Source organism: Halosimplex rubrum, from assembly GCF_013415885.1.
Classification (GTDB): Archaea; Halobacteriota; Halobacteria; order Halobacteriales; family Haloarculaceae; genus Halosimplex; species Halosimplex rubrum.
Map to the genome: position 1 here is coordinate 2,698,917 of NZ_CP058910.1, position 20,801 is coordinate 2,719,717.

22 protein-coding genes and 2 pseudogenes are annotated in these 20,801 nt (G+C 63.2%); 13 read left to right on the forward strand and 11 right to left on the reverse strand.

Features of this window, described 5'->3' with window-relative positions; translation table 11 throughout:
* Positions 1-42: 42 nt before the first annotated feature.
* The gene (locus HZS55_RS13445) at positions 43-477 is read left to right on the forward strand and encodes a universal stress protein (RefSeq protein WP_179908172.1); all 435 of its coding nucleotides are present in this window, start codon (positions 43-45) and stop codon (positions 475-477) included.
* A gap of 22 nt (positions 478-499) precedes the next feature.
* Positions 500-916, forward strand: a complete 417-nt coding sequence (locus HZS55_RS13450) for a CBS domain-containing protein (protein WP_246308256.1) — start codon at positions 500-502, stop codon at positions 914-916.
* 30 nt (positions 917-946) lie between these two features.
* Here HZS55_RS13450 and HZS55_RS13455 read toward each other — a convergent pair whose 3' ends face one another.
* The 3 genes from HZS55_RS13455 to HZS55_RS13465 all read right to left on the reverse strand — a co-directional run bounded on the left by HZS55_RS13455 (position 947) and on the right by HZS55_RS13465 (position 3,893).
* Positions 947-1,606: a uracil-DNA glycosylase gene (locus HZS55_RS13455; protein WP_179908174.1), complete on the reverse strand. Its 660-nt coding sequence runs from the start codon at positions 1,604-1,606 to the stop codon at positions 947-949.
* A 31-nt stretch (positions 1,607-1,637) separates the two neighbouring features.
* Positions 1,638-2,864 (reverse strand): chorismate synthase, encoded by a 1,227-nt coding sequence (gene aroC, locus HZS55_RS13460; RefSeq protein ID WP_179908175.1) that lies wholly within the window; start codon positions 2,862-2,864, stop codon positions 1,638-1,640.
* 90 nt (positions 2,865-2,954) lie between these two features.
* Complete coding sequence (locus HZS55_RS13465; protein ID WP_179908176.1) at positions 2,955-3,893, reverse strand: pectinesterase family protein; 939 nt, start codon at positions 3,891-3,893, stop codon at positions 2,955-2,957.
* Positions 3,894-4,029: 136 nt separating this feature from the next.
* Here HZS55_RS13465 and msrA point away from each other — a divergent pair, with 136 nt between their 5' ends.
* On the forward strand, positions 4,030-4,590 hold the full coding sequence (msrA, locus tag HZS55_RS13470; RefSeq protein ID WP_179908177.1) for a peptide-methionine (S)-S-oxide reductase MsrA: 561 nt from the start codon (positions 4,030-4,032) through the stop codon (positions 4,588-4,590).
* 35 nt (positions 4,591-4,625) lie between these two features.
* Here msrA and HZS55_RS13475 read toward each other — a convergent pair whose 3' ends face one another.
* On the reverse strand, positions 4,626-5,522 hold the full coding sequence (locus tag HZS55_RS13475; protein ID WP_179908178.1) for a hypothetical protein: 897 nt from the start codon (positions 5,520-5,522) through the stop codon (positions 4,626-4,628).
* Between the two features lie 79 nt (positions 5,523-5,601).
* Here HZS55_RS13475 and HZS55_RS13480 point away from each other — a divergent pair, with 79 nt between their 5' ends.
* A complete protein-coding gene (locus tag HZS55_RS13480) occupies positions 5,602-5,889 on the forward strand; it encodes a hypothetical protein (RefSeq protein WP_179908179.1) in 288 nt (95 codons plus the stop codon).
* A gap of 289 nt (positions 5,890-6,178) precedes the next feature.
* Complete coding sequence (locus HZS55_RS13485) at positions 6,179-6,400, forward strand: hypothetical protein (RefSeq protein WP_179908180.1); 222 nt, start codon at positions 6,179-6,181, stop codon at positions 6,398-6,400.
* A gap of 3 nt (positions 6,401-6,403) precedes the next feature.
* On the opposite strand, the gene aroA is transcribed toward HZS55_RS13485, so the two are convergent.
* Positions 6,404-7,699: a 3-phosphoshikimate 1-carboxyvinyltransferase gene (gene aroA / locus HZS55_RS13490; RefSeq protein WP_179908181.1), complete on the reverse strand. Its 1,296-nt coding sequence runs from the start codon at positions 7,697-7,699 to the stop codon at positions 6,404-6,406.
* A gap of 170 nt (positions 7,700-7,869) precedes the next feature.
* Between aroA and HZS55_RS13495 the strand changes: the two genes are divergently transcribed.
* Complete coding sequence (locus tag HZS55_RS13495; RefSeq protein WP_179908182.1) at positions 7,870-9,042, forward strand: M24 family metallopeptidase; 1,173 nt, start codon at positions 7,870-7,872, stop codon at positions 9,040-9,042.
* A 34-nt stretch (positions 9,043-9,076) separates the two neighbouring features.
* Here HZS55_RS13495 and HZS55_RS13500 read toward each other — a convergent pair whose 3' ends face one another.
* Positions 9,077-9,502, reverse strand: coding sequence for a hypothetical protein (locus tag HZS55_RS13500; protein ID WP_179908183.1), 426 nt, complete (start codon positions 9,500-9,502; stop codon positions 9,077-9,079).
* Between the two features lie 212 nt (positions 9,503-9,714).
* On the opposite strand from HZS55_RS13500, the gene HZS55_RS13505 reads away from it, so the two are divergent.
* Positions 9,715-9,960, forward strand: coding sequence for a hypothetical protein (locus tag HZS55_RS13505; protein WP_179908184.1), 246 nt, complete (start codon positions 9,715-9,717; stop codon positions 9,958-9,960).
* Between the two features lie 144 nt (positions 9,961-10,104).
* On the opposite strand, the gene HZS55_RS13510 is transcribed toward HZS55_RS13505, so the two are convergent.
* On the reverse strand, positions 10,105-11,445 hold the full coding sequence (locus HZS55_RS13510) for an ISH6 family transposase (RefSeq protein WP_179908185.1): 1,341 nt from the start codon (positions 11,443-11,445) through the stop codon (positions 10,105-10,107).
* A gap of 159 nt (positions 11,446-11,604) precedes the next feature.
* Here HZS55_RS13510 and HZS55_RS13515 point away from each other — a divergent pair, with 159 nt between their 5' ends.
* Positions 11,605-12,975 (forward strand): Cdc6/Cdc18 family protein, encoded by a 1,371-nt coding sequence (locus tag HZS55_RS13515; protein ID WP_179908186.1) that lies wholly within the window; start codon positions 11,605-11,607, stop codon positions 12,973-12,975.
* 513 nt (positions 12,976-13,488) lie between these two features.
* On the opposite strand, the gene HZS55_RS13520 is transcribed toward HZS55_RS13515, so the two are convergent.
* On the reverse strand, positions 13,489-13,812 hold the full coding sequence (locus HZS55_RS13520; protein WP_179908187.1) for a hypothetical protein: 324 nt from the start codon (positions 13,810-13,812) through the stop codon (positions 13,489-13,491).
* Positions 13,813-13,950: 138 nt separating this feature from the next.
* Here HZS55_RS13520 and HZS55_RS13525 point away from each other — a divergent pair, with 138 nt between their 5' ends.
* The 4 genes from HZS55_RS13525 (at position 13,951) to HZS55_RS13540 (ending at position 17,391) form a co-directional block, all read left to right on the forward strand.
* On the forward strand, positions 13,951-14,877 hold the full coding sequence (locus HZS55_RS13525; RefSeq protein ID WP_115864274.1) for a helix-turn-helix transcriptional regulator: 927 nt from the start codon (positions 13,951-13,953) through the stop codon (positions 14,875-14,877).
* On the forward strand, positions 14,874-15,677 hold the full coding sequence (locus tag HZS55_RS13530) for a DUF6036 family nucleotidyltransferase (protein WP_179908188.1): 804 nt from the start codon (positions 14,874-14,876) through the stop codon (positions 15,675-15,677). Before HZS55_RS13525 ends, HZS55_RS13530 begins: the two co-directional genes overlap by 4 nt.
* A 112-nt stretch (positions 15,678-15,789) precedes the next feature.
* Positions 15,790-16,557, forward strand: coding sequence for a helix-turn-helix domain-containing protein (locus tag HZS55_RS13535; protein ID WP_179908189.1), 768 nt, complete (start codon positions 15,790-15,792; stop codon positions 16,555-16,557).
* A 75-nt stretch (positions 16,558-16,632) separates the two neighbouring features.
* Positions 16,633-17,391 carry an MBL fold metallo-hydrolase gene (locus tag HZS55_RS13540; protein ID WP_179908190.1) on the forward strand — a complete coding sequence of 253 codons (759 nt, stop codon included), beginning with the start codon at positions 16,633-16,635 and terminating at the stop codon, positions 17,389-17,391.
* 53 nt (positions 17,392-17,444) lie between these two features.
* Here HZS55_RS13540 and HZS55_RS13545 read toward each other — a convergent pair.
* The 3 genes and pseudogenes from HZS55_RS13545 to HZS55_RS13555 form a co-directional block, all read right to left on the reverse strand.
* Positions 17,445-17,849, reverse strand: a pseudogene (locus HZS55_RS13545) (hypothetical protein); the annotation flags it as partial.
* A 53-nt stretch (positions 17,850-17,902) separates the two neighbouring features.
* Positions 17,903-19,243 carry an RNA-guided endonuclease InsQ/TnpB family protein gene (locus tag HZS55_RS13550; RefSeq protein ID WP_179908191.1) on the reverse strand — a complete coding sequence of 447 codons (1,341 nt, stop codon included), beginning with the start codon at positions 19,241-19,243 and terminating at the stop codon, positions 17,903-17,905.
* A gap of 170 nt (positions 19,244-19,413) precedes the next feature.
* Positions 19,414-19,833: pseudogene (locus tag HZS55_RS13555) on the reverse strand (hypothetical protein); the annotation flags it as partial.
* Positions 19,834-20,003: 170 nt separating this feature from the next.
* On the opposite strand from HZS55_RS13555, the gene HZS55_RS13560 reads away from it, so the two are divergent.
* Complete coding sequence (locus tag HZS55_RS13560) at positions 20,004-20,762, forward strand: TrkA C-terminal domain-containing protein (protein ID WP_179908192.1); 759 nt, start codon at positions 20,004-20,006, stop codon at positions 20,760-20,762.
* Positions 20,763-20,801 lie beyond the last annotated feature (39 nt).

Consider the following 20,801-nt stretch of genomic DNA (forward strand, 5'->3'; position numbering starts at 1 on the left):
CCGCCACCCACCACTATTTACCCCGGCGACTAACGCTCGCGTATGTACGACGATATCCTGTTGCCGACGGACGGGAGCAAGGGGACGACCGAGACGGTGGAACACGCGATCGCCATCGCGCGGGACAACGACGCGACGGTCCACGTCCTGTACGTCGTCGACAGCCGCCGCTACCGCGCGGCCGAGGCGGACACGAAAGACGAGATCGTCCGCTCGCTGGAGGTCGAGGGCGAGCGCGCCGTCGAGGACCTGGAGGTCGACCTCGAAGACGAGGGTCTCGCCGTCGAGACCGAGATGCGTGACGGCATCCCCCACCGCGAAATCGTCGAGTACGTCGACGAGGCGGGCATCGATCTCGTGGTGATGGGCACCCACGGCCGCACCGGCCGCGACCGCGTGCAGAACCTCGGGAGCGTCACCGACCGCGTCGTCGAGGACGTACACACGCCCGTTCTCGTCGTCGACATCGGCGACTGAGCCGATGCTCGTTCGAGAGCTGATGACGTCCGACGTGGTGACCGTCGGCATCGACGCGACGCTCGACGACGCCGTGGGGAAACTCGTCACGGAAGGCGTCGGGAGCGTCGTCGTGGTCGACGGCGAGACGCCCACCGGGATCGTCACCGAGACGGACGCGCTCGAAGCGGCCCACGAGCGGGGGCAGTCCCTCGGCGAGATCGCCGTCCGCGACCTGGCCCATCCGCCGCTCGTGACGACCGACCCCGACCGGACCGTCCAGCGCGTCGCGCGGACGATGGCCGAGGAGGGAGTGAAGAAGGTGGTCGTGACCGAGGGGCTGTCGGTCGCCGGGATCGTCACACTGACCGACGTGGTGTATCACGTCGCCGACCTCCGGAAGGAGGCCGCCGCGGCCGCGGAGGACCTCGCCGACCGGGACTGGCAGCGCGGCGGCTGAGCCGGTTCGAGCGGCGGAGAGGCGAGACGGTTACTCCCCGTCGTCGGGGCCGCGGCCGGTCTCCAGACTGCCCTGGCGTCCCTTCGTCTGGCGGTAGTCCGTCCCCAGCAGATCGGCGAAGTGCTCGACGAACGCCTCGGTCTGTTCGGGCGTCTGGTCGGACGGGTCGAGCATGGGGACGAGTTCGAAGCCGCGACCGCGCATCGTCGTCGCGTGCAGTTCCCGCACGTCCAGTTCGTCTTCGCTCTTGGTGGTGTACTGGAAGGCCAGCGCCTCGATGGCGCGCTGGCCGACGGGCACGATGATCTCGGGGTTGATCATCCGGAGCTCGCTGGAGCGATACGCCTCGCAGGCGGTGACCTCCTCGTCGGTGGCCGCCCGATCGGGCTGACGGCAGCGGGTCACGTAGGTGAGAAAGACCTCGTCCGGTTCGGGTTCGGCGGCGCCGGGGTCGCCCTCGACTAGACCGACGCGGTCGAGGATGTCCCACACGAGCGACCCCTCGCCGGCGAAGGGGACGCCGGTCTCGTCGGCCGCCGCGCTGGGCTGGTCGCCGATGACGACGAAGTCGGCGCCCACGTCGCCGTAGCCGTGGACGATCCGCTCGCGCGTCTCGACCAGTTTCGGGCAGTTCGTGCAGTCTTCGTCCATCCCGAAGGGGTTGGACAGTTCGTCCTGGCGCGCGTCCATCAGTCGTCGCTCCCTAGTCGCTGGACCCGCATCAGTCCTCGTCGACCGTCTCGGTCATCGTGTCGGCGTCGTCGGGGTCGTTCTGCGGGCTCTCCGGATGGTAGGCGGTGTCGTACTCACCTGGCCGGTCGTCGAGGCGGTCGGGGTTGATGCGGCCGCCGAGCAGCATGAAGTCGAGGATCGTCACGCGGAGCATCGCCTCGACGACGGGGACGGCGCGGGGCGGCAGGCTCGGGTCGTGGCGGCCGACGACCTGGGCCTCCTTCGTCTCGCCGGTCTCCCAGTCGACGGTCTCCTGTTTCTTCGGGATGGAGACGGGCGCGTGCCAGGTGACCTCGCCGTAGACGGGTTCGCCGGTGGTGATCCCGCCCTGGAGGCCGCCGTGGTCGTTGCCGACGGGGACGGGGTCGCCCGCCTCGCTGACCACGTCGTCGCGGGTGCCGTCGTCGAACTCCCAGTCCTCGTTGCGGTCGATGCCGCGAGTCTCGCGGGCCTCGCGGCCCTGACCGTACTCGACGGCCGTCGTCGCCGGGATGGAGAACATCGCCTTGCCCATCCGGGCGGCGAACGAGTCGAAGCGGGGGGCGCCCAGGCCGCGGGGGACGCCGCGACACTCGAAGTAGACCGAGCCGCCGATGGAGTCGCCCTCGTTCTGGTAGCGGTCGATGGCGTCGCGCATCTCCTCGGCGACCTCGGGGTCGGCACAGCGGACCTCGTTCTCCTCGGTGTGTTCGAGCATGTCCGCCCAGGTCACGTCCTCGGCGGTGATATCGCCGATCTGGTTGACGTGCGCCTTGACCTGCACGTCGTGGTCGGACTGGTCGAGAACCTGCTTGGCGACGGCGCCCGCGGCGACCCAGTTGACGGTCTCGCGGGCCGAGGAGCGACCGCCGCCGCCCCAGTTGCGCGTGCCGAACTTCGCGGAGTAGGTGTAGTCGCCGTGGGACGGACGGGGCGCCGTGATGAACGGCTCGTACTTGCCCGAGCGGGCGTCCTTGTTCTGGATGACCATGCCGATCGGCGTCCCGGTCGTGTAGCCCTCCAGGGTCCCCGACTTGATGGAGACCTCGTCGGGCTCGCCCCGGGAGGTCGTGATCATCGACTGGCCGGGTTTGCGCCGGTCGAGTTCCTTCTGTACCTCCTCCTCGGAGATCTCGACCCCAGCCGGACAGCCCGACACCGTACAGCCCATCGCCTCCCCGTGGCTCTCGCCGAACGTCGTGAACCGGAAGAGCCGGCCGAACTCGTTACCGTTCATTACCTCGGGGTGAGTGACCCTGGCATATAGTTCTGAAGATGTGGGCGAGCGTGGCCGCGCCGTTCGCTGGCCGGGGCGACGCCGGGGCGGCTACTCGGCGTCGACTCGATACCAGGGGGACTCCCCGGCGTCTCCCCCACCGAGAACGCTCTCCGCGGCGTAGCGGTCGGCCGCCGCCGCCGTCAGTTCGCTCGCCCAGGACGCTCGCTCGTCCGGATCCGCCGAACCGGGGCCGTCGTTCTCGTACTCGACGTACGTGGCGGTCTCCCGGGCTTCCGGGCGCGACCAGTCGTGCCAGCCGTCGGGGCGGACGTGCGACCCCAGGTGCGAGCGGATAACGGCGACGTGGGCGTGGTCCCGCCAGGGCCGGCCCAGGTACACCTCGGAGACGTCCGATTCGGCGGTGAACGCACAGTCGTCGAAGACGTAGCCGAACGGCTCGCGTCGCGGCGTCGAGGCCGCCGTGACGTACGAGTCGGCCTTCGAGCGGATCTCGCAGTCCTCGAAGACGGCGGTGGCGGCCCCGAACACGAAGTCGGTCGTCCCCTCGACGCGGCAGTCGCGGAAGTACTGTCGCGACCCCTCGCCGGCGGCGTAGACCGTGTCCTGGTTCCCCTCGAATCGGCACCGCTCGAATGCGGCCCGGTCGGCCTCGACGTGGAGCGCGACGGCCTGGTCGGCGTCCGGCCCGGCCGCGTTCCGCACGGTCAGGTTCCGGGCGGTGAAGTCGTTCCCGTCGACCTTCAGCGTGTAGGTGAAGAACGTGCTGTTGCGCCCGCGGTCGATCCGGTCGAAGTGGTCGTCGTGCGTGAGTATCGTGCCCTCCGGGCTCTCGCCGACCAGGTCGACCTTCGTGTTCCAGGCGTGGACTCGCACCTTCTCCTCGTACACCCCGTCCCTGACGAAGATCGAGACGCGGTCGGACGGGAACGACTTCGCGCCGTCGATCGCCGCCTGCAGGCGTTCGTAGTCCCCGTTCCCGTCCGCGTCGACGACGTAGTCGTATCCCTCGGCTGCTTCGGAGGCCATACACCCGACTACGCACCTCGCTCGCATGTATGTGCTTCGGCCCGGTCGGGACGGCTCCTCCCCGCGACCGCCGCGGTCGCGAGCAGTCGCGCGGGCCGTCGCTGGGTTCAAACGGTTCCGTCACGTATCCCCGACAATGACCGACACGGAGACCGCGACACTGGCCGGCGGCTGTTTCTGGTGTATCGAGGCGGCGTTCGAGGAACTCGACGGCGTCGGCGACGTCACCTCCGGCTACGCCGGGGGGGACACCGAGGATCCCACCTACAGGCAGGTCTGCTCGGGCTCGACGGGTCACGCCGAGGTCGTCCAGGTTGAGTACGATCCCGATACCATCGCCTACGAGGACCTGCTGGAGGTGTTCTTCCGCATCCACGACCCGACGACGGAGGACCGCCAGGGGCCGGACGTGGGGTCGCAGTACCGCTCGGCCGTCTACTACCACGACGACGAGCAGAAGGCGGTCGTCGAACGGTTCGTCCACAACCTCCAGAGCGGCGGCGAGTTCGACAGCTACGAGAACGACGAGATCGTCACCGAGATCGCGCCGCTGGACACCTTCTGGGTCGCCGAGGAGAAACACCAGAACTACTACGAGAAGAACCCGGGCGACCGCTACTGCCAGTTCCACGCCGAGCCGAAGGTGAAGAAGGTCCGCGAGCAGTTCGGCTCGAAGGCCGCCCAGTCCGACGACTGAGGTCCCGTTGGTAGCCGTTGCGCGATGCGCTGGCTCTACACCTGATGCAGCGTCGCTTCTTCGCCCTGGTACTCCTCCGGGCAGTCGCCGATGCCCCACCCTTCGGCGGTGGACTCGATGTACGAATACGTCCGTCCGTCGAGTTCCCAGTACCATCCTTCGGGCTCCTCCTGATAGATCCCACAGGCCATGTGACCGGGTGGCTGGATGAGTATCATGTCGTAGTTGAACGGTTCCGCCTGGAGTATCGAGGCCAGCATGACCGCCGTGTCCTCGCAGTCGCCCGCCGCTTCGGTGAGCGTTTCGACGACGAACTTCGTGTAGTCGTCGAACCCCTTGCTCACGTCGTCGGTCACGTACGGGAGGCGCTGAACGTAGTCGATGACGAAGTCGATTTTCTCCCGCGAGTCGGTGAACCCGTGTTCCTCCGCGTGCCCGTCGAGGAGATCCGCCAACTCGCCACCGATACCGTCAGTGAGTTCGAACGAGACGTACTCGGACCGCGACCGCCCTCGGGAGCGCCCGACGCCCCGGACGTACGCTGCTTTCCAGATGATGAGCCCCGAAGACCAGTTTTCACCGGCCGTTCGTCCGGAAACCTCCAGTTGATAGGCGCCCTCGATCAGCGTCCGGTCGAAGGCGTCCCCCGAATCGGATTCCAGCCGTTCGGGGTGGGGGTCGCGGGACATCCCGTAATCGGGGCTCCGCAACGAGAACGGATCGGTCGACATGAGATACGCCACCTCGTCGTCCGATATCTCATCTTCGGGTTTGTCCGGAATCAGATACGCGGAGACCTCCAGCCGCGTCTCGGTGGGGAGCGCATCCCGCTCCACCGGCACCGTCAGTGCCGTCCCGTCGGTCGAGAGCGTGAACGGGTCGCTGCGTTCGCTCACGACGGTCGTCTCCCGGGGGAACTCGTCTACGTCCATCACGACCCGTGCGTCGGAATAGTCGACCCCTACGTCGGACCCGAATACCTCGACGGTGACCTCGTCGACACCGTACTCGGTGACCGAAGAGACTCCCTGCCAGTATTCGTCGCTCACCTCGAACGAGTGGACGGGTTCCGAAAGCGTCGGCGTCGGTTCCGGCGTCGAAGTCGGAGTGGGGGTCGGTGTCGGCGTTCTCGTCGGGGTCGATGTCGGAGTGGCCGTCGGGGTCGATGTCGGCGTTCTCGTCGGGGACGCTGTCGGAGTCGGTCGCGGAGTCGAATCGCTCGGTGGCTCGGTTTCGGCCTCCGATCGGTCTCCGGATCCGGATTTCGCCGTCGATCCGTTAATATCGCTCTTCTGTTGAACGTCCGGATCGTTCGGTGCGTAGTCTTCGGAATCTATCACTCCGTCACCGTCGGAGTCACTGATGTCGTCCTCGTCGTCTCCGAGTGCGGAACAGCCCGCAACGGGGAGTGTCAGACCCGCGCAGAACGCCCCGAGATACTGGCGTCGATTCATACCTACCTAATACGTAATATCCTTGAAAAGTATTGCCCTTGGAGCCGTCACGGACCGACCGGACGCCGAGAGGTCTGCGACGGCACGTACAACTCCTGGTCCGTCTCTCCCCTGACGCGGTTGCGACGAGGCGGATGCGATCGCGGGACTTCGACGGGACGACGGTCGCGGTGTCGGTCAACCCGGGGGGATCGAGCGCAGCGAGTACGAGCGGGCGACCGCGGCGCTTCCCCGACGACGCGGTGACCTTCGACGATGCGCGACATCGGAAGGGGCGGCGCGACGTGGGGTCGATACGCCCGGAACCGGGCGTGTCCGCGGACGGGCGGTCGGCGACCGGCCGGTCGACGGCGTGACCGTCAGTCGGAGTTCGAGACGATCGCGCCGAGGGATTCGAGCGTGTCGAAGAAGCCGGGGAAGGACACGTCGACGTCCTCGGCCTCGGTGATCGTCGTCTCGCCGTCGGCGACCAGGCCGGCGACGGCCAGCGACATGATGATCCGGTGGTCGTCGCGGCCCGGGAGCGTGGCGCCGCGGAGGTCGGTCTCGGCGCCGCGGATCGAGAGCCGGTCGCGTTCCTCGACGACGGCGGCGCCCATCTCCGTCAGCGAGTCGGCCATGACGCTGACGCGGTCGGTCTCCTTGTAGCGGACGTGTTCGCAGTCGACGATGGAGGTGGTGCCGTCGGCGGCCGCGCCGAGGACGGCGATGGTCGGGAGGAGGTCGGGCGTGTCGGCGACGCTCACCTCGACGCCGGTCAGGTCGGACCGGGAGACCGCGATCTCGCCGGCCTCGCGGTCCCAGTCGATGTCGGCGCCCATCCGTTCGAGCACGTCGACGATGGCGGCGTCGCCCTGTGCGCTGGGGTAGGCGCCCTCGATGACGAGGCCGTCGGGCGCGGCGAGCGCGCCGGCGGCGAGGAGATAGGACATCGAGGAGAAGTCGCCGGGGACGTGGTACTCGCCGCCCTCGGGCGCGTAGGTCTGGCCGCCCTCGACGCGGTACCCCGCTTCGGTCTCGGTGGCCTCGACGCCGAAGGCCTCCAGCACCTCGATCGTGATGTCGACGTACGGCGCGGACTTGAGTTCGGTCTCGAGGTCGACGGTGATCCCGTCCTCGGAGACGGCGCCGGCCATCAGCAGCGCGGTGACGAACTGCGAGGACACGTCGCCCGGAATGGCGGCCGTACCGCCGTCGACGGGACCGCCGATCACGAGCGGCGCCTGGCCGTTGGCGCGGGTGCTCTCCGCCCGCCCGCCGAGCTGTTCGATGGCGTCCAGCAGGGGGCGCTGGGGGCGCGAGCGCAGCGACCCGTCGCCGGTGAGGACGGTCAGGCCGTCGGCGAGGGCGGCCGTGGCGGTGGTGAGCCGCATCGTCGTCCCGCTGTTGGCGCAGTCGACCACGTCGGCGGGCACGTCGGGGAGTCCGTCGAATCCGGCGACTTCGAGGGTCGACCGGTCCTCGGCGAGGGCGGTCTCGCCGCCGTAGGCCTCGACGGCGCGGCGCGTGGCCTGCGTGTCGGCGCTGACGAGCGGGTCCCGGACCGTGGCGTCGGTCCCGTAGCCCGCGGCGAGGATCGCCCGGTGCGTGTAGCTCTTCGACGGCGGGGCGCGCGCCCGGCCCTCGACCGTCGACCGCTCGATGGTAGCGTCCATGTGACCCGGGTCGGTCCCCCGGTGCATCAGGCTACCGGAGGCGGCGAGGCTGGCGTCCCCTCGCGGGCCGTCTGTCGCGGGTCGCGACGCGCCCGCCGATCCGCGGCGCTGCTGTCGGATCGTTTGCAGGCGGCGTACCCTATTTACCCCGGGCGATGCTTTCTGGGGGTATGGACCCGGATCTGTCCGCGCTCGACGAGTCCCTCGACGAACAGGGCGTCGACGGCTACCTCATCCACGCGGACTCGACGGACTCGACGCAGTACTACCTCTCGGGGTTCGACGCGCCGGACCCGTTCGTCACCCTCTACGACGGCGAGGTGCGGCTGTTCTTCGGGCGCAGCCTGGAGTTCGGCCGCGCCAAGCGCGAGGCCCGCGCCGCGAGCGTCGAGCGCGCCATCGACTACGACTACGGCGCCTACAGCGAGGAGTACGGCCCTCGCGAGGCCACGTACCGCTCGCTCGCGGACTTCCTCGAGGCCCACGGCGTCGACAGCGTGGCCGCGCCGCCGCGGTTCCCGCTCCACACCGCCGACGGCCTGCGCGATCTCGGCGTCTCGGTGACCGTCGACCGCGAGGACACCGTCACCGGCATCCGCGCGGTCAAGACCGACGAGGAGATCGAGAACGTTCGAGAGGCGCAGAAAGCGAACGAAGCCGCGATGCACGCCGCCGAGGACCTGATCGCCGGCGCCGACGTGGTCGACGGCACACTCCATCACGAGGGCGAACCGCTGACGAGCGAGGCCGTCAAGACGGAGATCGAGGTGACGCTGCTCCGACACGGCTGTGCGCTCGACGAGACCATCGTCGCCTGTGGCACCGACGCCGCCGACCCCCACGACCGCGGCAGCGGCCCGCTGGCGGCCGACGAGCCGATCATTATCGACATCTTCCCGCAGGACAAGGCGACGAAGTACCACGCCGACATGACCCGGACCTTCTGCAGGGGCGAGCCGACGGAGGCGGTCCGTGAGTGGTACGACCTGACCGAGGACGCCTATCGCGCCGCCCTCGACGCCGTCGAACCCGGAGCCACTGGTGCGGACGTACACGCGGCCGCCTGCGACGTGTACGAGGACGCCGGCGAGCCGACGCTCCGCAGCGACGAGGGGACCGAGACGGGGTTCATCCACTCGACCGGCCACGGCGTCGGCCTCGACGTCCACGAGGGGCCGAGCCTGGCCCCCAGCGGGGAGGAGCTACAGCCGGGCCACGTCATCACGATCGAGCCGGGGCTGTACGACCCAGAAGTCGGCGGCGTCCGCATCGAGGACCTCGTGGTCGTCACCGAGGACGGCTACGAGAACCTGACCGACTACCGGGTCGAACTGGAGGTCTGAGACGGGCGGAGAGCCGGCGTTCGCCGGCCGCCGATCACGCCGTCTCGCCCGCGAGCCGGTGGAAGGCGTAGCGGCTGGCGAGCCCGCTGAACAACAGGCCGAGGAGGGCGCCCGCGACGACCGCCGCGCCCTCGCCGCCGTCGAGCGCCAGCGTGAGCGCGACCACACCGGCCGTCACGACGGCGGTCGCGAGCGCCATCGCGGTCCCGACCTTCGCGGCGGTGCCCATCGGGACCTCGATCCGGATGCCGCGCCAGTAGCCGAGGCTCGGCCCGGCGGCGGTCGCGAACCAGACCGGGTAGAGCGCGGCGGCGCCGACGACGACCGCGGCGGCGAGGCCGACGGGGATCGCCACCGCGACGGCGACCGCCGCGACCACGGTGTCGGCGGAGAACAGTTCCTCTTTCCAGCGCCGGACGATGTCCGCGCGGAGCGATTGGGGTTCGTCGTTGGAGGGCATCGCTCGTCCGATTCGGCTGTGAGCGGTGTAGTTCTTGCGACGACGCGGTCGAGACGGGGATCGGTGCGTGTTGCGTATTGATCATCAGAGTTTCTACCATTTCAGAAAGGTGTTCTAATAGCCGTACAAAATACATAGCGCGAGTGTATCCTGATACAACCAGCACATTTTTTATCTATGCCGAGAATACTAAGGATAAGGAGTAGACCGCTATGCCAACCGAATTCATCGTTTCACGGGACAAGCTAAAATCTTTCTTGCCTCTTCTGGGTGCTGAAGTCACAGAAGACGACCATATTCGGGATATAGAATCGCAAGACCTTGTCGGCAATGATGATGAGGCCTTGACGACCGATGAAATTGGTTATCTAGGTGAGGGTTCAATTGAACCTGTTGAGGACGACTTCTCATCTATAGTTGCGCATCTCAGTGACCGCGATCTCCGAGATGAGGACTGACCGTGGACCGCGGGATGAAGGCGCTTGTAGAAGCACTTGGGAAACTTTCCGATGCTGCTTCTACCCACTTGGCTGAGATTACTGAGACGAAATACGGGGCAGTAGCGAAAAACGCGAAGAATCTTGGTCGCGTCGCAAAGCGGTCTAGAGTTTGCCTCTGGTGCTCTCAATTGAGAGGTCACAGCTCATTGCTGTTTTGGTCGATCGCTGGAGCAGTTCGTCGAGGAACGACTGGTAGTGCTCTGGATCGGCGTACTTCACCAGCCGAAGCTGGAGTATCGCCTCTAACCCCTCCGTTGTCCAGCGCATCCACTGGTTCTTGCACCGCTTGCTGACTTCGCCCATCAGCCGTTCGACGGGGTTCGAGGTCCACGGCACCTCGAACCCCTCGACAGCCTGCTCGGCAAACGTCACGATCGACGGCAGCCACCGCTGTAGATACCCCGCAGCTTTCTCTGACCCGAACTGATCCAACTGCCACGCTGTCTTCTCGATACGCTCGGTCGTTCGCGCGATCCGCTCGCGGATCGCCGCGAACTCCTCGTTTGGACGGTGCTTGGCGACCGAATTCTTCAGATGGAACACCTCGTCGATCACCTCCGAGACGATCTCGTTCCGCCGATCCAAGGAGAACACGCCGTCGTCCCAGAGGTTGTAGTCCAGCGTTCGGCCGACGTGGACGAGATCAAGTTGATGATTACGGTTTTCGTCGGTAAATGCCGTGACGATACCCTCATCAGCGTCACTGACGACCGTCGCGTCGTCAGTGACTGCGTCCATGTCATCGAGTTTGGCGGCTGTCTCGTCCCAGTCAGCGTTGATCGAGAGATCCAGCAGAGAGCGTGATTCCTTGGCAGTATCTTCGCCGAGCGTGGCCTGGACGGAGTGGTACGCGCGGTCGTCGTCTTGGCTGTGACACTTCGTGCCGTCAGGAATAACGGCGTCAGCGTCTGTGTCAGCGACACAGTCTGGAAGGAACTGCTTGAGCTTGTTGCCGTACTCTTTGGCGCGACGATTGATGGTGGTCGGCGACGGCATCTTCGAGAGGATGCCGTCGCCGTGGTCAGCAGCGTCACGATAGCTGACCGAAGTAGCGAGATCGACGCTCTTGGCGGCGATGTCCTGCTGATAGCGGTTTTGCCCGTCGAAGCTGAGAACATCTTCGACGGGCCGGAAGTAGCTGGATTCGTCGTGGTCAGCGGCGGTGTCTTCGACGTAGTGAAGGTCGAATTCGTGCTCACCGGCGGTTGTGACGGCTGTGCGGGTGTCAGTACCGGCGCGTTGGAATCGCTGATCACCATTGCCGTGAGCGTGTTTCTCACCACAGAGCGCCTCGACGCGGCTCGCGTCGAGGCTCTCGACCATCGATTCGAGCAGTACAGATTCGACGTTCTGCTCGGTAACGAATTCGGCAAGCGTGGCGAGCGGTACCGTTTTGTCCTCGTCGATGCTAATCGTGAACCGCACGTCGATTGTGGCGTGCATGGGACACCTCTTGGGTGGACACCAGAGGCGTCCCGTTCCTCACGGGAGCCAGTTGCTACTGAACTCTAGAGGACTTTGCGACACGACCAATCTTCTGCTGCTGATCCTGAAACACCTGAATCGACGGATGAGGAGGTGGCGTCTCCTGGCACGTCACAAATGACCTTCGAAAACGGATCAGATTCCGCTGATTCGTCTCAAGAAGCAACTAATGGCGACGGTGGCGGCATCTCAATTCGTGATCGGCTCCAAACCGAGTCGTCCGGTGGCGTTTTCGCGAACAAAGACCTCGTCCGGTCAGATACCATCATCGACGAAGATCGTATCGTCGGTCGCGACGACCAGCTAGGCCGTGTCGTCGACAACCTAAAACCAGTCCTCCAGAATGAGGGGATCCCCGATATGCTTCTGAGTGGTCCTTCTGGAACAGGGAAGTCGCTCATCATTCATGCGGTCTGCAAACAGATCGTCGAACTGTGTGAATCCCAAGGCAAGACCTTCGGGGTCATTTCAATCAACTGCGAGGGGCCGAAGACTGCAGATCGGGCTGTCTATCGGTTAGTCAAAGCTGCTGCCGACGACCTCGGCGTTGATCCTGGTGTTCCCCAAACCGGCGTCTCAACGGATCAGAAGCTGGAGCGACTGTACGAACTCATGCGAGAGTATTACGACGGTGTCCTCTTCATTCTCGATGAGATCGATATGCTCGAGGGACCGTATCAGGAAGCAGAGTACAATTCTCTCATCTACCAGCTTTCACGGGCTCGCAAACTCGCCGACTTTGATGGTCCCATCTCGCTCACGACGATCACGAACTACGCCGACTTTATGAAGGACCTCAACAGCCGCGCACAGAGCTCTTACAACCCTGACGACATCTTCTTCGACGATTACGATGCGAACCAGCTCCGTAGTATTCTCCGCAACCGGCGGGACGCCTTCAAGCCAGACTCACTTGCAGATGACGTTGTTCCGCTTGTTGCTGCGTTCGGTTCCCAAACGCACGGGGATGCGCGGAAAGCGATTGATCTCCTCAGATGGGCTGGCGAATTAGCCGAGCGGCGTGGGGCTGACACGGTTATTGAGACTGATGTCCGTGATGCTCAGGAAAAATACACCGAAAACCGCAAGCTCCGCCATATCAGCGGCATTTCGACTCAAAAGAAACTCTCCATCTACGCTGTGGCGGCCACTGCCCACTACGCAAGAGAACATCCTGAGTGGATCCCTGCTGGACCTGCGTTCAAGACGTATCAATTCATTGCCGATACGATGGATGCGGACCAGTACAGTCGCGAGACGTTCGTAAATCACGTCACAGAGCAGAGTACGTACGGTGTACTGGACTTCGAGCGTCGGGGCAAGGGGCGAGGCAGAGGAGTGCATATGTATTTCTCCCTCTCCGAAGATCCGGAAACGATCATGGAGACGATCCGTGAGGATTCCCGGTTCGAAGATCTAGCTCACGAAGAGGCGACTATCAGAGCGGTTGTCCGCGAACGGCTGAAGCAGTTCCGGAGTAAGAACTGATCTCGCCCGTATTCTCCCCGCACTTACTACTCGAAAACGGGGGGTGTTCGTATCCCGCGTGATGTGTTACAACTCGAAAATGGGGAGTGTCATTCGTCGGGATGTCTCGTTACTACTCGAAAACGGGGGGTGGGTGAGCCAAGAGATTTGACGTGCCGGTCGATGTACTGTACTTTCCCCTTTCCCTCTCCCATTTACAACTCGAAAACGGGGGGTGTGTCCTACGATTTCTTTGTCGTCGATACCATCGATGATGCGGAGACGGTGGAGAAACGACGGAAACGCGGGGGGTGTGGTCCCTTCGAAATTAGCTTCACCCCCTCCACCGACATCCAGTTACGACGGAAACGTGGGGTGGGTGACCCCCTCTTCGAGTTTTACTCGTCCGGGTTGACCGGACCCATTCACACTGAGGGGTGTTGGGCAAATCGATCCCATTCACACTCTGGGGGGGTGTCATCTGCTACGCTACGAATCACGTTGAAACGAACATCAGGCTACGTTCCATCTTGTCTACTCGTCGGGATTCACCGGCCCTTTGTACTTCGACGTCACCGAATCTCCTTCCCGCCACTGCCAGTAGTAGTAGCGGTTGTCGTTGATTTCCTTGATCGTGATCGTCGCCTTCGCCGGCACGTCGTCCGGGAGGTCATCGGGGCGCTCCTCAACGTCGGCGTCATCCGCTTCTTCTTCGAGACGAGCTTCACGCTCCTTGTGTTCGGCCAACGCCTCGGAGTAGCTGGCAGCGTCCCGAAGATGCTCCGGTGTGGCTTCGTTGAGGGCGTCGACGATCTCCGTCGGGAGGTTTGCCGGTGGGGACGGTGGTTCGTAGGACATCGACTCTCTCCGTGTTAACCAACACGGCCCACGAATCCATAGTTTTGTTGGTTAAGATGATGGAGACGACTCTCGTGCCTGCTGACTGTAACACTACTCGAAACTTCTTTATATACAAGTTTCGTACTATGTTACATCGTGCTCCGGCGTATCGAACTCGAGGTCCTCGCCACGGTCGACCGTGGCGACACGATCTCCGAACTCGCGACGAAGCTCGACCACAGCGAGAGTTACCTCTCTCGTGCCGTCGCCGACCTCGTCGAGAAGGGACTCGTCTACACGGAACGCGACGGCCGCCGAAAACGAGTCATCCCGTCAGACGCTCGTGCCGTCGAGCTCTACCAGGACCTCGTCCGCCAGCACTCCCACATCGACTTCCCCGAACTGCTGACCGGGAAGGCACTCGAGGTGCTGTACTACCTCGACCAGCCGCGAACCGTCTCCGAGATCGCCGACCGGAGCGACAACTACCGCAACACGGTCAACCGGGTCCTCAAGCGGTTTCGCGACCGTGGGCTCGTCGGGACGGCCGACGGCCACTACAAGTTCAACGCCGACTTCGACCGCCTCCACGAGTTCGCCCGTGAACTCGCACACCATCTGCATCGCCAACGCCTCGAAGCCGTCGCCCCGAAGGGCACGATTCTCTGGGAGGACTACGACGAATTCCTCGCGCAGGCCGAGAAGGAGATCAACGCAGAGGGGTTCCACGAAACCGGCCTCGCACGGTTTGCGGCCTTCGACCTTCAGTTCCTGCTCACCGGCCACCGCTACTATCTCTACTCCGAGGAGCTCGACGCAGTCTCGCCCGCGGAGCTGTGTTGTCACACGCTGCTAATCGACGACGGCAGCCGCCACCGCTCGTACTGTCTCCTCCTGCTCAGCCACGTTGACGTCGACGAGGAGGACCTCCGAGAGCGAGCGGCGAAGTATGACCTCGAAGACGAAATCGACGCCTTGCTCCGCTATCTCGAAACGCACGGAGAGGTCGACGACGACCGGCTCCCGGAGTGGGGCGAGTTCCAGGAGCTGGCGGCTGACTACGAGGTGCCACTACCACAATGAGACCAAGATTCGGACGCGAGTACATCGAGAACGAGTTCCAGCGCATCGCAGATGGCCTCTCAGCCCCGCTTACGGTCTACTTGATCGGTGGCGGCGCGATGTCGCTGCGCGACCTCAAGGGGGCGACGAAAGATATCGACCTGGTCGTCCCGGATGGCGACGCGTACGGTCAACTGTGGGCCGTCCTGATGGACCTCGGGTATGCGGAGGTCCAGTCGCTGGATCCAGATTACCGGGCGCTGGGGGCAACGAGCTGCGTCGAGAACGACGATGGGTGTCGCCTCGACATCTTCAACCAGCAGGTCGCGAACAAGCTCGTGCTCACCGACAGCATGCAAGAGCGCAGCGAGCCGTTCCTCGACACGGATCGACTGACGGTCCGGCTAGTCAGCAACGAGGATATCTTCCTGTTCAAGGCGATCGCAGGCCGCGACGACGACATCGAGGACATGAATATGCTCGTGCAGGCCGGCCTCGATTACGACGTCGTCCGGGATGAACTCGAAGCCCAGATCGAACGCCTGGGGGACGATCAGTTCGCCACGTTCGCGAACGAGGCCCTGGTCGAACTCGAGGAGCGGTACGGAGTGACCACGCCGATCGAGGGTCGCGTCCAAGAGCTCACGAATAGGTACTACCGGGGGCTCGAAGTCCTCCAGGCACTCGACAAGCCGATGACCGTCGATGAACTGGCCGCCGAACTGGAGTTGGATACTGACGAGGTTCACGACCGGCTCGCGTATCTCTCAACGTTCGACCGGGTCCAACGAGATGGCGACACAGTCCGTCTCGTGGAGTAGGTTACTCCCAATATCGTTACTTAAAACGGCACCTGATGGCGGCTGTCGTCACCAGTTGATTCACGGGTTGCGTCAAGCAGGTTTTATCCAGCAAGCCCGAACGGCCGGTATCATGCGGGAGTTCGTCTTCACAGTCGAATACGAGAAGGGGGCTGACGGGGTGATGGATCTCTTCATCGACAATCCGGATCTGTATGCCCGGTCGATGGAGATCAGTGCGACCAACGAGGCGGTGTGGGGTATTGAGAAGATCGTCGGCCCCGCTGCTGTCCTCGACGAGGTCGAGGACGCACTGGAACGCGTCGCTGATTCTCCGGGCACAACCGGAATGTGTGGGGCACCCGTGACTGAATACGAATACACAATCCTCTCGTCGAATGCGGAATCACGGAAGATTCACTGGCTTCGCCGGGAAGGTGATGGTGCACGGTCGATTCCCTTGGTCGCGGCGAAGCACATCGGCGAGGGATTGATAATGCGCACGGAACGGCGTGGCGACCAATACCGGTGGCGGATGCTTATTGACGGGACAGTATCAGGGATTCACGAGGACGTCCGAGCGAACCTCCGAGAGGGGCTGTCGCTTACTGTTGAACGACTCGGCACGCCGCCGTGCTTGCTCGAAGACGGTCGCGTCCAGCAAACGCTTACGCCCGAACAGAAGGCAGCACTCGAGGCTGCAATCAAACGTGGGTACTACGAAGAGCCACGGCAGCAATCGGTAGCGGAAATCGCCGAAGATGTCGGTGTGTCACGTTCGACGTTCCAGTACCGTCTCAACCGAGCGGAGGCGTGGCTGGCACAACAGTTCGCCTCCGATTCGCTCGACGTCGACCTCGACGTAGATCTCGATCCTGAGGACATCGAGTTCATCCAGTAGACAGCACGTCGAACTCCTCGACGGTTGGAATATGTCGAAGTAAATCCCACCCCGATGTCTCTCGTAGGCCCGGGTATGGCAACGACTGGTGCTAGTGTTCAGCTGATTCGTAACGCGACTATCCTCCTGGACGTCGGTGACACGACGTTCCTAGTGGATCCGATGTTCACGCCGGAGGGCGAGATGCCGACGGTGACAGACAACCCGGCAGTTCCAGAGTTCCTCACCACGGCGAATCAGGACCGGAACCCGCTTGTTCCGCTGCCTGACGTTGATCTCACCTACGACGCTGTGGTAGTCACGCACCGTCACCCCGATCACTGGGACGAGGCGGCCAGAGAGGAATTCGATGCCGGCGTTCCGCTGTTCTGTCAGCCCGAGGAGGCTGACGCCTTCACTGACGAGGGCTTCACTGACGTTCGGCCCGTCGACGACGAAACCTCCTTTGAAAGCATCACTATCCACCGGACGCCGGGCCAGCACGGGCACGGCGAACTCGCCGAGGGAATGGGCCCGGTCTCGGGCTTCGTCTTCGAGGCCGACGAGACAGTGTATGTCGCCGGGGACACGATCTGGTACGAGCCGGTCGAAGAGACACTCGACCAGTACGAACCCGATCTGGTCGTTCTCAACGGCGGCGAAGCGCAGTTCGATCAAGGCGAACCCATAACGATGGGTGTCGAGGACGTCACCGCGGTCCGCGAAGCCACTGATGCCGAGATAGTGGTCGTCCATATGGAGGCGATCAACCATTGCTTGCTGTCGCGCGAGGAACTGCGGGCAGAGACAGCGGATGTACACGTTCCCGAGGACGGCGGGCGGTTCAGTCTATAACGTGGGACGCCCATCTGCAACTGTCCCGTGTCGTAACCACTGGTTCCGGGTGGTTACCTCGCTAGCTCAGCTGGGAGTCGGCCATCCGGACGCGGAACGCGACTCCGTTTGATCTCGTGATCGACGCGACGCAGGTGCTTGCAGCCGCCTTCGGGTGAACGCTGCTGCCAGTCGGGACAGGTACACGATTCGTCGACGACGTCGACTTCGTACCTGTTGCCGGACGCGGACTGCACCTCGTAGCGGCCACCTTTCGAGAGGAGTGAGACGTCCATCGCTTCGGCGACAGCACGCTTCGTGCGGGGCTCGAGATCGTCCTCCGACTGTGCGTTCTCGTCGACGACCAGTCGGTCGCGAACGTCGCCCGTTCGGCCACCGTCGGGAGCGACGGCTTCCGCAGGCCCCCTGAGCCGCTCGTGGAGCACTTCCTCCACCGGATGGCCTTCCGGCCACAGATGACATCCTCCCGGGCGTGAATGCCGGGGTTTCCTCCGTGGGAGTCTCAGCCGGTCTAGGACTCGCCGGAGGCAACATTCCCGTCACGGTGGACGGTACTCGGGTTTGTGCGCTGTTCTTTGGGACTTTCGTGAGGGTGTGGTGTCCCCGACCAGTTGTGGTCGTCCCACTGGAACCGCACGGGCCGTGCCATCGACCTGACTGCCTGCTCTGTGTGCCGCTTCAAGAACGTCTCTGACGCTGTGAGGTCGGCGTGCCCCTCGAATCCACACGGACACGTTAGTGTGTCCTGATGTCGTTTCGTTCGGTCTGTTGAACCGCACTGCGGGCACTCTTGGCTGGTCCACGCTTCCGACCGGACTTCGACCGAGATACCGTATTCCTCAGCAGTACATGTTAGCCGCTCAGTAAACTGCTTGAACGCCCAGAAGTTGTGGGTCTTGGCGTTGGTTTCGACCGACCAATGTGTGTCCAGCACGTCGGTCAGTCCACCGATATACACCGTGTCTACGCCGTCCTCATACAGCCGTTCGATTAGGTCACGACACAACGCTTCCTGTGCGTGGTCGCGGCGGCGGGTTCGCTTCCGATACAGCCGTCGGATACGCTCGCTACTGTATTGGCCGTCCTGTAGCTTGGACTGTAACCGGGCGATTTCTCGCGTTGTCTCACGGAAGCGGTTGAACAGGTCCCGACCTTCGTACAGGTATTGGTCGCCGGTCGTGGTGGTACAGGCGACGAGATTGTTCGCACCAATATCCAGAGCGGCCTTCTCGTCGGCCAGTGGAGTCTCCCGTGCATCTGTAACAGTCACGGGTTGGGAAGCTCGGAAGATGCTGTCAGTCTCGTCATACCACAGGTCCAATCGTCCTTGTTTCTCGTAGTCGGGCCAATTCGGGTCGCCAGCGATTTCGAGTCGGAGACGCCCGGTGTGATCGTATCGGTCTTTCAACTCGCTCCCAACAAGTATCTCAAGCCGGGATCGCTCGCCCCACTCAACAGTGTATGCGTCGTTGCGAATGACGCCTTTGAGGACACGCCCATCGTCTTTGTTACCACGGAAGCCCGGCGGTTCCGGGTGTTCCGTAACGGATGTGTTCGACTCGTCGTGATACGCCTTCTTTGTATCGAAGAACCCGCGCCACGCTTCGCTGTTTTTGCGTATTACCTGTTGGGCAGTGGATGCGCCGAGCACACCTTTGTACTTGCCTTCGAGACTGCCGGTGTCGGCGTTCCACACGTCCTCGTCCTCAAAGCCGTCTTCGTCGTTGTAGCGCATGAGGCGCTGATAATTGACCTCATTCCAGAGAGCGGCGGAAGCGTCCAACAGGTCCCGTAGCAGTTGCTCTCCCGTATCGGAGAGGGAACGCACGGCGAACGTGTTGGTGCGCTTCATCAGCCATTTCCAGATATGTTCGTTTGGAACTTGAACGTCAGCCAACCACGGTGAAAGTAGAACCCAATCATCTCGTTGGAGACTCAAGACCAACATTGATGCAGTTATTCTCATCGGAGCTTACGTGATTCACGCCCGCCGTGAACGGCAGGACTCTCTCGCTGTCAAAGGTGAACCTCGCGGCGCTCGCGATGGTCGTAGGAGCCGCACGCCGCTGCGCTCCCGGTCCAGACGCGCCAGGCACCCAGCGCGGCCATCACGTCGACGATGTCACGGGGAACCGTCTGGTGGTCGTCCGGGAAGAACACCCGGAAGCGGGTACACGCCTCCTGCGGCGGGACGGTCTCCCACCAGTCTTCGCTGGAGCCCCAGCTGTCGTACATCGCGTCGTCGCTCCCGTAGCCGACGGTCACGCCGTTGATCGGCGTCCAGTTTGCTGGGAGGTGGTCCGCTTCGCCTTCAAGCACCCGAAGAACGGCGTATCGGAGGTACTCGTGGGCTTGGTTGTCTGTCGTTCGGGCGACCTGGTCGTGTTGCTTGGCAACGTGCTCGGCTTCCTCGAGGACCGTCGTGAGATTGGGTTCAGTCATCATTCGACGGAGGTCTGAATGCGCCTCCGCCCCTCCGCGGGCGCTGAAAAACTCCCAGTAGCTGATGGATTGGCTTTCACCCACAATGACTGGAGACCGGTGATTGACACGAAGGATGTAGCGTTCGCGTCGGCGGTGCTATTTACAGATATGGGGACGCTACACTAGGTATGGTTGCCACGTACTCAATACTGTCACTACTGATCATCTTCGCGCTGTCGTTGTTGATTGTTCGTACCGGCTCGATTGCGCTGGAGATGACGGGCCTTTCACCAGATGTGGCCTCCTTCCAAGCCACGTCTGCGTTCTCTGGAGCCGGATATACGACCGAAGAGGCAGAACAGGCTATCACCACCGTCGGCCGCCGAAAAACCGTGAAGGCGCTCATTCGGCTCGGCAGTATTGGACTGCTCGGTGCGATTTCGTCACTTATCCTTTCGTTCACGCGAACTGGTGGCGACGACCTATTGAACTTGCTGTATATTCTCGGGGGCGCCGGTGTGATCATTCTGTTCGCACGAAGTCGGTGGTTCAACCGCCTCGTGACGCCGCTTATTGAGTGGGCGCTGAGTGAGACGACAGAGCTGGAGATCTCGGATTACGCCCAGTTACTCGGTCTGCAACGCGAATATCGTGTGGCGGAGGTGGAAATCAGCGCGGGTGATTGGTTGGCAGGGGAGTCGATTTCGGAGCTGGATTTACCACGCGAAGGGGTGTTGATACTCGGCATCTGTCGTGGTGATTCATATATTGGTGCGCCACAACCAGATACGGAGACGAAACCGGACGACACGCTCGTCCTCTATGGGAAACAAGACCGTCTCAAAGAATTGTCAGACCGGCTCAGTGATGATGCTGAGGCTCGAGAAGATGCTGTTGAAGACCACGAGGAAACGCTCGAAGAGCAAAAACAGCTCATTGAACAATAATAGGAATCACACCCCGAATTTGACCTCCTGATTAGGACG